At 52.6% G+C, this 13,737-nt stretch carries 14 protein-coding genes; 6 read left to right on the forward strand and 8 right to left on the reverse strand.

Features of this window, described 5'->3' with window-relative positions; all coding sequences use genetic code 11:
- Positions 1-121 precede the first annotated feature (121 nt).
- The 3 genes from pruA to L1278_RS06530 form a co-directional block, all read right to left on the reverse strand.
- Positions 122-1,756, reverse strand: coding sequence for an L-glutamate gamma-semialdehyde dehydrogenase (pruA, locus tag L1278_RS06520; RefSeq protein ID WP_253402118.1), 1,635 nt, complete (start codon positions 1,754-1,756; stop codon positions 122-124).
- 117 nt (positions 1,757-1,873) lie between these two features.
- Positions 1,874-2,578 carry a YjjG family noncanonical pyrimidine nucleotidase gene (locus L1278_RS06525; protein ID WP_253402120.1) on the reverse strand — a complete coding sequence of 235 codons (705 nt, stop codon included), beginning with the start codon at positions 2,576-2,578 and terminating at the stop codon, positions 1,874-1,876.
- 137 nt (positions 2,579-2,715) lie between these two features.
- Positions 2,716-3,102, reverse strand: a complete 387-nt coding sequence (locus tag L1278_RS06530; RefSeq protein WP_253402123.1) for a metalloregulator ArsR/SmtB family transcription factor — start codon at positions 3,100-3,102, stop codon at positions 2,716-2,718.
- 73 nt (positions 3,103-3,175) lie between these two features.
- On the opposite strand from L1278_RS06530, the gene L1278_RS06535 reads away from it, so the two are divergent.
- From L1278_RS06535 to L1278_RS06550, 4 genes are all read left to right on the forward strand, one after another.
- Entirely contained in the window at positions 3,176-3,850 is a 675-nt protein-coding gene (locus L1278_RS06535; protein ID WP_253402125.1) for a carboxypeptidase-like regulatory domain-containing protein, read from the forward strand.
- A gap of 206 nt (positions 3,851-4,056) precedes the next feature.
- Complete coding sequence (locus L1278_RS06540) at positions 4,057-5,403, forward strand: NAD(P)/FAD-dependent oxidoreductase (protein WP_253402127.1); 1,347 nt, start codon at positions 4,057-4,059, stop codon at positions 5,401-5,403.
- The gene (locus tag L1278_RS06545) at positions 5,390-5,527 is read left to right on the forward strand and encodes a hypothetical protein (protein ID WP_253402129.1); all 138 of its coding nucleotides are present in this window, start codon (positions 5,390-5,392) and stop codon (positions 5,525-5,527) included. The genes L1278_RS06540 and L1278_RS06545 overlap by 14 nt, the downstream gene beginning before the upstream one ends.
- 13 nt (positions 5,528-5,540) lie before the next feature.
- Positions 5,541-6,284, forward strand: a complete 744-nt coding sequence (locus tag L1278_RS06550) for a YoaK family protein (protein WP_253402131.1) — start codon at positions 5,541-5,543, stop codon at positions 6,282-6,284.
- Here L1278_RS06550 and L1278_RS06555 read toward each other — a convergent pair whose 3' ends face one another.
- Positions 6,285-7,145 (reverse strand): alpha/beta hydrolase family protein, encoded by an 861-nt coding sequence (locus L1278_RS06555; RefSeq protein WP_253402133.1) that lies wholly within the window; start codon positions 7,143-7,145, stop codon positions 6,285-6,287.
- A 156-nt stretch (positions 7,146-7,301) separates the two neighbouring features.
- Here L1278_RS06555 and L1278_RS06560 point away from each other — a divergent pair, with 156 nt between their 5' ends.
- Positions 7,302-7,667 (forward strand): STAS/SEC14 domain-containing protein, encoded by a 366-nt coding sequence (locus L1278_RS06560; protein WP_253402134.1) that lies wholly within the window; start codon positions 7,302-7,304, stop codon positions 7,665-7,667.
- Between the two features lie 153 nt (positions 7,668-7,820).
- Here L1278_RS06560 and L1278_RS06565 read toward each other — a convergent pair whose 3' ends face one another.
- The gene (locus L1278_RS06565) at positions 7,821-8,258 is read right to left on the reverse strand and encodes a nucleoside deaminase (RefSeq protein WP_253402136.1); all 438 of its coding nucleotides are present in this window, start codon (positions 8,256-8,258) and stop codon (positions 7,821-7,823) included.
- Positions 8,259-8,402: 144 nt separating this feature from the next.
- Positions 8,403-11,021: an ATP-dependent chaperone ClpB gene (gene clpB / locus L1278_RS06570; protein ID WP_253402138.1), complete on the reverse strand. Its 2,619-nt coding sequence runs from the start codon at positions 11,019-11,021 to the stop codon at positions 8,403-8,405.
- A gap of 286 nt (positions 11,022-11,307) precedes the next feature.
- On the opposite strand from clpB, the gene L1278_RS06575 reads away from it, so the two are divergent.
- Positions 11,308-11,703 (forward strand): cupin domain-containing protein, encoded by a 396-nt coding sequence (locus tag L1278_RS06575; RefSeq protein WP_253402140.1) that lies wholly within the window; start codon positions 11,308-11,310, stop codon positions 11,701-11,703.
- Positions 11,704-11,793: 90 nt separating this feature from the next.
- Here the strand turns inward: L1278_RS06575 and L1278_RS06580 are convergent, their stop codons facing one another.
- Together L1278_RS06580 and L1278_RS06585 are read right to left on the reverse strand one after the other, a co-directional pair.
- On the reverse strand, positions 11,794-12,354 hold the full coding sequence (locus L1278_RS06580; RefSeq protein ID WP_253402142.1) for a hypothetical protein: 561 nt from the start codon (positions 12,352-12,354) through the stop codon (positions 11,794-11,796).
- A 12-nt stretch (positions 12,355-12,366) separates the two neighbouring features.
- Complete coding sequence (locus tag L1278_RS06585; RefSeq protein ID WP_253402144.1) at positions 12,367-13,722, reverse strand: hypothetical protein; 1,356 nt, start codon at positions 13,720-13,722, stop codon at positions 12,367-12,369.
- Positions 13,723-13,737: the final 15 nt, after the last annotated feature.

A 13,737-nucleotide genomic window follows, 5' to 3' on the forward strand; every position in this document is an offset into this window, starting at 1 on the left:
TAGGTGGGGATATTTTAAGGTAGGAGCGGGCGCGCTCGCGTCATGTAAATGGAAAGCCTAAATACAAAAGCACCACGCCCTTTCGAGCGTGGTGCTTCCTGTTTCAGGTATATGCTATACCTTATTTATTCTCACCCAGGAACGGGTAGCGGTAGTCAGTTGGCGTTACGAACGTCTCTTTGATAGAGCGGGCAGACACCCAACGCAGCAGGTTCAGCATAGAGCCAGCTTTGTCGTTTGTACCGGAAGCGCGGGCGCCACCGAACGGCTGCTGTCCTACCACGGCGCCTGTTGGCTTGTCGTTGATGTAGAAGTTACCAGCCGCATTTACCAGCTTCTTCGTAGCAAACTCAGCTGCATAACGGTCGCGGCTGAAGATGGCTCCTGTCAGAGCGTATGGCGAAGTCGAGTTTACCAGTTCCAGCGTCTCCTCGAAATTGTTCTCGTCGTACACGTAGATCGAGATAACCGGACCGAAGATCTCTTCGCACATAGTGATGTACTGCGGGTTGTGCGACAACAACACCGTCGGCTCAATAAAATAGCCTTTCGACTTGTCGTAGTTACCACCAGCGATGATCTCTACCTCGTTGCTTTCCTTGGCGTTATCGATGTACTTGGCAATTTTGTCGAATGACTTCTCGTCGATCACCGCGTTGATGAAGTTGGAGAAATCCTCCGGAGGACCCATTTTGAAGGTCTTCAGGTCTTCCACCACGTAGTTTTTCACGTCTTCCCACAGGTTGCTTGGGATGTAGGCGCGCGAAGCGGCAGAGCATTTCTGGCCCTGGTATTCGAAAGCACCGCGTACTATACCTGTTGCTACCTGCTTGGCGTCGGCCGAGCTGTGCGCCACGATAAAGTCCTTGCCGCCTGTTTCGCCCACAATGCGTGGGTATGTTTTGTACCTGTGGATGTTCTGTCCGATGGTTTTCCAAATGTTCTGGAACACGCCGGTGCTGCCTGTAAAGTGGATACCTGCAAAATCAGCGTGGTTGAAAATTACTTCGCCAGCCGTCGGGCCGTCTACATACACCAGGTTGATCACACCATCCGGAAGACCCGCCTCACGGAACAGTTCCATGATCATCTGGGCGGCGTATACCTGCGTGTTGGCAGGCTTCCATACCACTACGTTGCCCATCATGGCCACAGAAGCTGGCAGGTTGCCGGCAATGGCCGTGAAGTTGAACGGCGTCAAAGCGAACACGAAGCCCTCCAGCGGACGGTGCTCCATGCGGTTCCAAACGCCCGGCGATGACTCCGGCTGCATCTGGTAGATCTCCGTGGCATACTGTGCGTTGAAGCGCAGGAAGTCGATCAGTTCGCAGGCTGCGTCAATTTCAGCCTGGTACGCGTTCTTCGACTGACCCAGCATGGTAGCGGCGTTCATGCGCGCTCTCCACGGGCCGGCCAGCAATTCGGCGGCTTTCAGGAAAATGCTCAGGCGGTGCTCCCAGCCCATGGCAGCCCACTCTTCGCGGGCGGCAATCGCTGCGTTGATGGCCTGTTCCACGTGTGACGCATCGCCTTCGCTGAAGTGACCCAGGATGTGCTTGTGGTCGTGCGGCTGAAGCATCGGCTTCTTTTTGTCCGTGTATACCTTGTCGCCACCGATGTACATCGGCACATCGAGCTCTTTTGACTTAAGTTCTTTATAAGTGCGCTGCAGTTCCTCGCGCTCCGGCGAGCCCGGTGCGTACGATTTTACAGGTTCGTTGACTGGTGTTGGTACTCTAAAAAATCCTGTTGCCATCTCTTTTGATATTTTACAGATTCAGAATAAGACATTCGACAGACTGCGCGGGGCAGTCTTCTATACAAAGGTAAGGCGAATTATTTTATTTTCCGGCGTGCTATAGGTATAGCTTTGCTATAACATAGCCTGTAATTCGCTCAGGCAGTGGATGTGGTAGGTAGGTTTAGGCGAGAGCTTGCTTTTGGTCTTCTCCGGGTTAAAGAAAACCTGGTCCATACCTGCAAGCCGGGCACCGTCGATGTCGCACTCCAGGTTGTCGCCGATCATCAAACAGTCTTCGGAGCGCACCTGAATGCGGTCCAGTGCGTGTTCAAAAATGCGCTTGTCAGGCTTCTTATACCCGCAGCACTCTGAAGTTACGATCTCCCCGAAATAATCTGTCAGCCTGGAGCCGTTCATTTTGATGTACTGCACATCCTTAAACCCGTTGGTGATGATGTGGAGGCCATATTTCGGTTTTAGGTAGTCGAGTACTTCGAAGGTATGAGGGAACACCGCCGTCTTCTGCGGGCACAGATCGGTGTAGGCTTCGGATATACCTGCCGGCACCTGGTGCGGCTCCAGCCCGAGTCCGGTCAGCGTCTTTATAAAGCGGGCTTCACGCAGTTCCTTCTGGTCGATTTTGCCTTTGTTGTAGAGGTCCCAGAGGAGGTGGTTCACGAACTTGTACTTCTTGTAAAAGGAGTCGCGGTCAAAGAGCTTTTCATATTCAGCCAGGCCAAACTCGTGGTATAAGGTATAGAGCGTCTCCTCGGAGTTTTTCTCAAAGTCCCACAGGGTGTGGTCGAGGTCAAAGAATATGTGTTTGTAAGGTTTCATAATCGGGTGTCAGGTTTATAGAAACGACTTGGCGGGCGGTATGTTTAAAAAAATATGTGCAGCAGCGACAGGTTAATTATACTAAAAGTTCTATACCGCTGTTTAAACCAATGAACTAAAGCCCTGTCTTATAAGCGTTAACTCTCCGTCCAGCGGCGGGTCTGCATGCGGTTAACGGCCAGTTCGCGGTTAGAGTACAGGATGCGGTAGGTTTCCTGATCTTTTTGCAGGAGGGCGTCGCGGTTTAGGTATGTGAAGATCTGTTGAACGAAATCGGAGGCTTCTTCCTTTAATGAGTAGTACACCCACTGGTCGAGCTTGCGGGGCGTTACCAGCCCGGCGTTGCGGAGGTAGGCCAGGTGACGCGACGTTTTAGTCTGGGTGAAGTCCAGTACATGCTCCAGGTCTGAGGTGCACATCTCCTTGTTGCGCAGAATCAGGTGCAGCATGCGTAGCCGCGAGTCGTCTGCCAGCGCCTTTAAAACCTGTTCGCCGAAGGTAAGACTGAAGTGTTTGAGCCTCATAATTGAAAGCGTATCGGAACAAAATTAGCCAAAAGCTGCTATAATAAAATTATATGAAGTATTATTGTACTACATGATGCCCGATTTACAAAAACTACTACTTACAAATAAAGGCGCCCTCGGCTTTCTGTTGCCCTTGGCTCTTTTTGCTTTCCTGATAATGGGAGCGCCCAACGAGGCGGCAGCCCAGGGCCACAAACGGGTGGTACAACTGACCGGCTTCGTTACCATCGGCGACAGCCTATATGGCGTGGCAGGCGTGAACGTGTTTGTGCCTAAGACCAGCCGCGGCACGCAGACCAACTCCTATGGCTTCTTCTCGGTACCCGTGCTCACTGGCGACAGCGTGGTGTTCAGTGCCATCGGCTACAAGAAGCAGTACCTGAAAATACCGCAGAACTACCAGAGCCAGAGCTACTCCATCATCATGCAGATGCAGGAAGACCCTACGCAACTGCCCGAGGTAACCGTATTCCCGTGGCCTACGGAGCGTGATTTCAAAGAGGCCGTGCTGGCTGTGAAGCTGCCGGACGACGGGATGGCCATTGCCATGCGCAACCTCGACCCAAAACGACTCGAAGAGCTCTTCAGCACAACGCCGATGGACGGCGGCGCCAATTTCCGGGCCTGGAATATGCAGAACGTGCAGCGGCAGGAGCAACGGAATATGTTCCCGACCGTCAGTCCCTTTGCGATCATCAAACTGCTCGACATGCTCCGAAACGGAGAGTTCAATAGCAAGAAGTAATCAATCAAAATTTACAGGAGCCCGTCCCAGGTATAGCTATACCTGGGACGGGCTTTTTTTAGGCTGGCAGTTTGGTTAAATTGCATCAGAAACAACCAACATCAGCAGGTTGCGTTACTCCTCCATATAGAAAAAAACGTATACTGAACTGACCTGCGGGTGCATGTTACATGTATTGACTTCTAACAGTTAAATCAGATCTCTTTATGCTTGATATAGATAAATTATCACTCAATATACCTGACACCACCAAGCCCCGCGTCGTGATCATCGGCGGTGGATTTGGGGGCATAAACGTGGCCCAGCGACTGAAAGGCAAAGATTTTCAGGTGGTCATGCTCGATCGCCAGAACTACCACGGTTTCTGGCCGCTCCTTTACCAGGTGGCCACGGCCGGTCTGGAGCCAGATTCTATCGCCGAGCCGCTCCGCAAGATGTTCGGCAGCGACAAGTTCGATGATTTCCACTTCAGGCTGGTGAAAGTAAATAGTGTCAACCCCATCGCCAAGACGGTCCATACGCTGGTGGGCGACCTGTCCTACGACTACCTGGTAATAGCCACCGGTACCAAAACAAACTACTTCGGCAACGAGGAGGTGAAGAAAAACGCTTTCCCGTTGAAACAGGTGCCCCACGCCCTGAACCTGCGCAGTCACCTGTTCCAGTGCTTTGAGCAGGCCAGCATGACCGCCGACCCCGAGTTGCAGCAGAGTCTGCTCAATTTCGTGATTGTGGGAGGCGGACCAACAGGTGTGGAGACTGCCGGCGCCCTGGCTGAAATGCGTAAGCACATCCTGCCCACTGACTACCCGGGCGTGGACTTCAGCAGGATGAACATCTTCCTGGTAGAAGGTATGGATCGGGTGCTGCCGCCCATGTCGCCGGAGTCGAGTAAGAAGACACTGAAATACCTGCAGGACATGGGCATCATTGTAAAGCTGAATGCGCTGGTAGAAGGCTACGATGGTTATGTGGCCACCATAAAAGGTGGGGAGAAGATACAAACGCAGACACTGGTATGGGCCGCTGGTGTGCAGGGCGCCCTGATTGAGGGATTGCCGGCAGAGGCTGTGGAGCGTGGGCGTATACACGTGAACCGCTACAACCAGGTGCTGGGCTTCGATAATATTTTCGCGATCGGAGACATCGCCTTTATGAAAACCGATAAGTGGCCGAAAGGGCACCCTGGCGTAGCACAGCCGGCTATACAGCAGGGCAAACTGCTGTCCAAGAACCTGAAACGCCTGATTAAAGGTGAGGAGATGGAGGAGTTTGAATACGTTGACAAGGGCTCGCTGGCGATCATCGGCCGTAACCAGGCGGTAGCGGACCTGCCCGGCAACATCCACCTCGGAGGCTTCTTCGCCTGGATGACCTGGCTGTTTGTGCACGTGATGGCACTGGTGGGTTTCCGAAATAAGCTGGTGGTGCTGAGCAATTGGGTATATCGGTTCTTTACCTATGAAAACGGTACACGACTGATCATCAGGCCTTTCGTTCGGAAGGGGGACAAAGCGAGGCGGGATTTCGTCAATAAATATGATATGGAGTAACAGCCCCTTGGCCAACATCGTGTCTTTCAAGGTAGACAAAACAACGGATCGTGTAGTGCCGGCCGGGCATGAAGTGGCAGTGGCGAAGCCTGTTTGCCTGCAAGTGGTATCAGAATTTAAGTAGGTTTCCTATACCCATGTTACGGCACATTGGACGGCGGCGCAATTTCAGGCATAATATCAAGTTGGCAGCACTGCTTTGCCTGATAGCAGGCTTTGTGAACATAGCCGGTCTGCTCGCCTTTGCCGTGCTGACTACGAATGTGACAGGGCATGCGGCCTATTTTGCCGAAAGCCTGGCGGCGGGCGATTTCCGGTTGGTCCGTATCATTGGTCTCTGGATGTTTCTCTTCCTGTTGGGCGCTTTCACTTCGAGCATTATTATCGGCCGGATCGGGCGCAACCAGGTGTTTGCCTACACCGTCCCGATCCTGGCCGAGATCATGATACTCATCCTGAATGCGGTCTATGGCAGCTACTACGATGGGAGCACCAAGATGCAGGAAGTGTTTGCCGGTAGCCTCCTCTTTGCCATGGGACTACAAAACAGCCTGGTTTCCATGGTCTCTGGCTCGGTCGTGCGCACCACCCACCTGACAGGTATATTCACCGATCTGGGGATAGACCTGGCCGCCGCTACCCACGCTACATCAGAGCAGAAGCAAGGGCTTCAGCAACGGATCACGCTCCGCCTGGTCATCATTTTTTTCTTTCTGGCAGGAGCTGTGGCGGGTGGTTACCTATACCCCATGCTGGAGCACCGCATCTTCTTTGTGCCGGCCGGTCTCCTGTTCGTCACCATGTTTTACGATATCTCCCGGGTACGCCTAAAGCGGGTGATCCGGCAAATCCGGTATCTGAGATGGCAGCGTAGGTTATAACTAGTTCAGGGCTTGCTGCTCAGCTGTTGCTTTCACCTTCTGGAAAAACAGCAGGTGGTACTCCAGCGCGTTGCCCCAGTAAGCCCAGGTATGCGCACCGGGACGCTCGATATACTCGTGCGGCACTTTTTCATATACCAGGCGGCGGTGCAATTCGCGGTTGTCTTCTACAAGCATATCCGACACACCGCAGTCGATGATCAGGTGCACGCCGCTTTGCTTGAGTTGTGGCACCATGTGCACGACAGAGTTTTGGCGGAACCGTTCCAAATTCTCCTCCTTCGGCCCCAACACGGCTTCTATGCTTTTGAGTAGTCTCTCCGATTCGCTTCGTGACACGTTTAGGGCACCGCTCATACTGCCGGCCGCCAGGTATAGCTCCGGGTGGCGTGCCGACAGGTATAGCGCCCCATGTCCGCCCATGCTCAGGCCGGAGATAAAACGGGCGCTGCGTTCAGGTATAGCCTTATACCTGCGCTCGATTTCCTGTCGCAATTCCTGCGTGATGAACGTTTCGTACTGGCTTGATTTGTCAACAGGGCTGTCGTAGTACCAACTGCTGAAGCCGCCGTCGGGTGTTACGATGATGAGCTGGTATTTGTCGGCCATGGTCTGGAGGAGGTCTTTTTGAGGCGGCACCTTGAGCCAGTTACTGAAGTTGCCGCTGTAGCCGTGCAACAGGTAAAGCACCGGGTAAGGTCCGTTCTTTTTCTTTTGGTAACCATCAGGCGTCACCACGCCGGCCTTTAGCGTTTTCTGCATCGAAGGACTCTGGATCACCAGCGTATCTACTTTAGCCTGGGCTGTAAACAAGTAAAGACAGAGGCACAGGGTGAAGGTATAGCGTAAGGATTTCATCATATTGATCAGGTAGCTTGAATCTGCAAAATAGGCATTTGGGAGTAAAAACCTCTAATATGCCTTTCTTTTCCTGTCGGTATACTTATACCAGGGGTACTTACAACCTGAATTCGGGGCAAAGCTTCGTATGAGTAGGGAGGACCAAAAAGCAGAACGATGCTCGAAATATTGCCTGAAACCCGCGATAATGTATTGGCCGTGCGGGTGCGCGACAAACTGACCATACCTGACTTCGACCAGTACCGCAACATGGTCCGCGACCTGATGCGCAAGCACAAGGAAACGCACATCTACTACGAAATGGTAGATGTGGACTGGATTCAGCCGGTGGCGGCGATCGAGAACGGGATGTTCGATATCATCCACGGGCTCGACTACGGCCGTGTAGTCATGGTGGGAGAGAAGAAGTGGCAGGAGTGGTCAGCTAAGCTCGCCAGCACCGTAAAAAAGCACGGCATCCGCTACTATGACCTGGCCAATAAAGAGAAGGCGATGAAATACGTGCTGGAAGGGGAGGAGTAGCTATACCTATACCTGGACAAAGGAGTTTTAGACGAAAGACTTTTAGACAGCTACAGGTATAGCTCGCCCGGAGCGGCTATACCTTGAAATTTCTTCGTCTCGTGACCTGCGCCTTGAGTCCCCTACTCGGAAAGTCGAGTGCCTTATATCCTTTTACTCCAGCTCCATTATATCCTCATTCCAGAGCTCAGGCTTTTCTTTTATAAAGTCCTCCATCATTTCGATGCACTCGGGGAGGTTTAGGTCCACCACCTCCACGCCGTGCGACTCCATAAACTTGCGGGCGCCATCAAAGGTCTTCGACTCTCCCACAATCACTTTCGGGATCTTGAACTGCACGATGGTGCCGGCGCACATGTAGCAGGGCATCAGGGTGGAGTAGATCACAGTGTTGCGGTAGGATCCGATGCGGCCGGCATTGTTGAGGCAGTCCATCTCGCCATGCAAGATGGGGTTGTTTTCCTGCACCCGCTTGTTGTGACCTGTTGCCACTACTTTTCCGTCTTTCACAAGCACCGAACCGATCGGTATACCGCCTTCGCTGCGGCCTTTCTTTGCCTCGTCAATTGCCAGTTGCATGAATTCGTCCATAGGTATAAGAGCTATATAAGGTGAGAAAAACGGATTGTGTTTAGGGTACGGCTACGCTATACCTGCGGTTCTCTAAAACAAAAGGCCTTCCCAAACGGGAAGGCCTTTTGTTCAACTAAACTTTACTCTTTATACACAATCAATTTACTTTTCGGTCGGTAATTCGATGTCTACATTGTTGAAACGAATCTGTCCGTTGCTTAGTACAGCCTCCACCACAGAATCTTTGTTGATTTGACCGGCCAATATTTCCTTCGACAGCTCGTTGAGAACCTGTCGCTGCAGCACACGCTTCAGCGGACGGGCACCGAACTGCGGATCGTAACCCTGCTCGCCCAGGTAATCCAGCACCTCGTCGGTGGCGATCAGGCGTATACCTGCTTCGTCCAGACGGTCTTGGATGTGCGCAAACTGGATGGTCACGATCTTGCGGATATCGCCACGGCTCAGCGGACGGAACATCACCAGTTCATCGATACGGTTCAGGAACTCCGGTCTCACCGACTTTTTCAGCAGCTCGAACACTTCATCTTTGGTACGCTCGATCACTTCGTCGTGGTTGATCTCATCCATCAGCTCAAAGTTGCTCTGGATGATGTGCGAGCCGATGTTGGAGGTCATGATGATGATCGTGTTCTTGAAGTTCACCACACGGCCTTTGCTGTCGGTCAGGCGACCATCGTCCAATACCTGCAAGAGGATGTTGAACACATCCGGATGCGCTTTCTCGATCTCGTCGAGCAGTACCACCGAGTAGGGCTTGCGGCGCACAGCCTCGGTCAGCTGACCGCCTTCGTCGTAGCCGACGTAGCCCGGAGGCGCACCGATCATGCGGCTCACGGCGTGGCGCTCCTGGTACTCACTCATGTCGATTCGCACCATCGCGTTCTCGTCATTGAACAGGTAGTCGGCCAGCGCCTTAGCAAGCTCGGTCTTACCTACGCCGGTTGTGCCCAGGAAGATGAACGAACCAATCGGACGTTTCGGGTCCTGCATACCGGCACGGCTGCGGCGCACGGCATCCGAAATGGCCTCAATTGCCTCTTCTTGGCCCGCTACGCGTTTGCCCAGTTCCTGCTCCAAATTCAGTAGTTTTTCACGGTCACTCTGCAGCATCTTGCTGACAGGTATACCGGTCCATTTGGCCACGATCTCGGCAATATCCTCCGAGTTCACCTCCTCTTTCAACATCGGGTTTTCGCCCTGCATCTGGTGTACCTGCTCCTGCAGTTCCTTCAGTTTGGCTTCTGCTTCCTGAATCTTGCCGTAGCGCAACTCCGCTACACGGCCATAGTCGCCGGAGCGCTCGGCCTGCTCGGCTTCGAGCTTATAATTCTCAATGTTCTCTTTCTCTTTCTGGATGCCTTCGATGATCTGCTTTTCGTTCTGCCACTTGGCTTTCATGTCATCGCGTTTGCCGCTCAGGTCCGCAATTTCGCGTGAGAGTACTGTTTCCTTGTCTTTATCGTTCTCACGGCGAATCGCTTCCCGCTCAATTTCCAACTGCATGATGCGGCGCTGAATCTCGTCCAGTTCCACGGGCAGCGAGTCGATCTCGATGCGCAGCTTGGCAGCCGCCTCGTCCATCAGGTCAATGGCCTTGTCGGGCAGGAAACGGTCGGTGATGTAACGGTTCGAAAGCTCCACCGCTGCGATGATCGCATCGTCCTTGATGCGCACGCCGTGGTGTACTTCATATTTGTCTTTGATACCGCGCAGAATCGAGATGGCGTCCTGCACGCTTGGCTCGTCCACCATCACCGCCTGAAAGCGGCGCTCCAATGCCTTGTCTTTCTCTATATACTTCTGGTATTCCTTCAGCGTGGTCGCGCCGATGGCATGTAACTCGCCACGGGCCAGCGCTGGTTTGAGCAGGTTGGCAGCATCCATGGCGCTCTCGCCACCCGCACCGGCGCCGATCAGGGTATGGATCTCGTCGATGAAGAGCACGATTTCGCCCTCGGCATCCACCACTTCCTTGATCACGGCTTTCAAGCGCTCCTCGAACTCACCCTTATACTTGGCACCTGCTACCAGCAGACCCATGTCGAGGCTCATAAGCGTTTTGTTCTTCAGGTTCTCGGGCACGTCGCCGGCCACAATTCTTTGCGCCAGACCTTCCACGATGGCGGTCTTACCCACACCAGGCTCACCCAGCAGTACCGGGTTGTTTTTGGTGCGGCGACTCAGGATCTGCAGCACGCGGCGAATCTCTTCGTCGCGGCCGATCACCGGGTCGATCTTGCCGTTGCGGGCCATTTCGTTGAGGTCGCGGGCGTAGCGCTTGAGCGAGTTGTACTTCGCCTCGGCATTCTGGTCGGTTACCTTGGTGCCGCCGCGCAATTCTTTTATCGCTTTTTTGAGGTCTTTTTCATTGAAGCCTACATCCTTCATGATGCCGGCCACCTTGTCGCGGCCCGCCAGCAGGCCCAGCAGCATGTGTTCGATGGCTACATACTCGTCGCCGAATTCTTTCAGGTATGAGGTAGCCTTTTGCAGAGCTGCTGCAGCTTCGTTTGCCAGGTATGGGCTGCCGCCGCTCACTTTGGGGTAAGCTGCGACTGTCTCGTCCAGCTTACTGTGCAGGATGTTGCCGTTGATGTTGAGTTTCTTGAGCAGAAAACTGGTGACGTTCTCGTCCGTCTCCAGTATCGCTTTTAAAATATGCCCGGTTTCAATAGCCTGCTGCTGAAAGCCGCCGGCTATCTCGGTGGCCTTTTGAATGGCCTCCTGGGCTTTAATGGTATAGTTATTAAAATTCATATCCTTTACTCGTCTTTCCCTAGTCTTTGTTCTACGAGCTAGCTAGCAAAGGGTGCACCAGTGGGATTTTAAGACGATTTTACTGAAATTATGGCAGGCAAAATACGTGTGATCCTATGTGATTCAGACAAATTGGCCGAGTGAATGAGGCGAAAGGGAGAGATATAAGTAGAATGGCCGCTTTGGGTTACAAACTATTTACTGAAGTGCAGTTTATACTGAGTAAACCATAGAACAAAGCACCGCTATGAGAGTACAAAAAAATAGAAATGCAGGTTGATGTTTAATGAATGATTTGAAAGATATGGGAAAGGCATTGACAGATGAGAAAGCTGAAGTGAAAGATTTCGGTTCTCCGGATGAAGTAAGAGACTTTCCGAAAGGAAAACTGGAACTGATCAAGGTAGGTGGCGCGATGGTAGGCAGAGCAACTTTAGAGCCCGGTTGGAAATGGTCGGAGTCTGTGAAGCCTATCGCAAAAACAGATAGCTGCCAGGCAGCTCACTTCCAGTATCACGTAACAGGTGTGTTGCGGGTACGGATGGATGACGGAACCGAGTTTGACTGTAGACCTGGTGATGTATCGACACTGCCACCAGGACATGATGCCTGGGTTGTTGGCGATGAACCAGTGGTTCTTGTCGATTTTCAGGGAATGGCGGACTATGCCAGATCGCATTAACCTGTCCTTTCGCTACAGGCTGAGTAGGCATAACAACAAAAGGCAACCTAATCGGCTGCCTTTTGATCTGGTTATTAGGGCTAATTTGCCTTACCCTGCTAGCTGCAATTCCACGGATACCTGTAGTTTATCTTCTACTTTAAACAAGCCGCCCATTTTCTTGGGGGTGGCCAGGCCTATTTCAGAGAAATTCAGGCAGATGTTGCCTCTCAGGTTCGTGACACCTGTGCCTGGGTAGACGGTAAAGGTCACGTCCCGGAGCGGGATGGTCTTGCCTGACACGATCAGGTTCAGATTGCCTTTGTAGCCTTTGCCCTCCTGCTTCAGGCAAACAACCTCAATCTTTGTGTAAGGGTGCTGACTGGCATTCAGCGCTTTCGCAAAATCCTTGTTCAGGAACACGTTGCCGCAGTTGAACTCTTTCACAGGTATAGCCAGTCTGAGCCTGTCGCTCTGGGGAATCTGCTTGTTAAGTACCAGTGTATCTTTCTGAGTGCTGCTGGTGTAGGCGCAGTTTATGTTGCCCAGCGAGGTGCCTGCCGCTACAGACACTCTATTGCCCGTAATCACGACAAACTCTTCTTTTTTGGCGGGTAACACTGTTGCGCTCAGCATAGAGACAGCAACCAGAAAGATACTTAAAGGTAACATGGTATTCGGGTGTTAGAAAGATATGGCGCCTTCGATCATGAAGCCATTGAACTCACCACCGTGGCGGATGTCCGCTGGAGCGAAGCCTTTGTACTGTTGCTTCACATATTCTGCTTTGGCAAGGATGTTCTTAGTCACAAACCAGCCACCGCCTACCTGGATTCTGTTCAGGTTCACGCTGTTGTTCTTCACATCAGGTGTAGCAGCCATTGGGGCCAGGCGTCCTTCCACTACATTGTAGCGGCCCGCTACATACAGGTTCTCGTTGCTTCCGAAGCGATATACCAGGTCGGTGCCCAACTGTCTCCAGGTACGGTCTGTCGGTTCATCGTTTGCGCCCAGTCTGCCTTTGCCTTTTGCCTGCTCAAAGTTGCCGAAGAACTCCAGACCGCGGAACTTCACGAAGGGGTTCACTACAAAGGCCGTGATGCTGTTGGTAAGGCCCGGGTTGATGTGACCTGACGTGAAGTGCGTAGCAGGTGTTACAGCTGCGCCGCTTGCCACTTTAGCAGGGTCCATTACCAGGAAGTAACGTGAGCCGGCACGGTCGCCACCGTAGAGCGTGTTTCGCACAGAGCCTGCAGTCGTATACACAGAGCCTGTCAATCTTACTCTCAGGTCGTCTTTCAGCTGGCTGTCGTAACCTAACTTACCGATGAAGGAAGGCTTGCGCTGGTCCGGATTCTGGATACCACCTTGTACTTCGCCACCTGTAACAGATCCTACTGCCAGGAAGCCTTTGTACTGGTAGATCACTTCTGCACCGATCTCTGTTGTGAAGGCATCCATGATGTAATTGCCAACAAAGGGGTTCTGCAGGGCATGGGCGTTATCCGTTCTGCGGAAGTGCGCGTCGCCGTAGTTGATCTCCATGTGGCCTACTTTCAGGGTAATGTTCTCCATCAGTTTATTCACCAGCGGGCTGTTCAGGAACTCCGCCTTATCCACCTGTATGAAACCGCCTTTTACCCAAGCCTCAGAGTGGTGTCTTGATGACAGGTAGGTAATCAGGTTCAGTCGGATACCGTCGGCAAGCACTACGTCCAGGTTCAGGTTGGCAGATGCCAGGTTAAAACCGTTCTCGATTGGCATCAGTTGGTTGAGGTTTACCTCGTTGTTACCTTGCTGCTGCATCAGCGCTGTGGCTGAGTTCTTGTGCTTCAGGCCCTGGAACTGCTGGGCAAAGCCGCCACCGAGTCTCACTTTAATGCCATCAAATCCGATGGTGTCCTGCTTTGGTGTTTCGAAGGTATTTAGTCCCCTTTTATCGTAAGGGCGGGCGTATGGCAGGTCCGATAAGGTAATCTGCGCAAAAGAGCTCAGGCTTAAGCCAAGCAACAGGCCCAGGGAAAGAGTAATTTTTTTCATGATGTTCGGTATTTA

Source organism: Pontibacter sp. HSC-36F09, assembly GCF_024171605.1.
GTDB lineage: Bacteria > Bacteroidota > Bacteroidia > Cytophagales > Hymenobacteraceae > Pontibacter.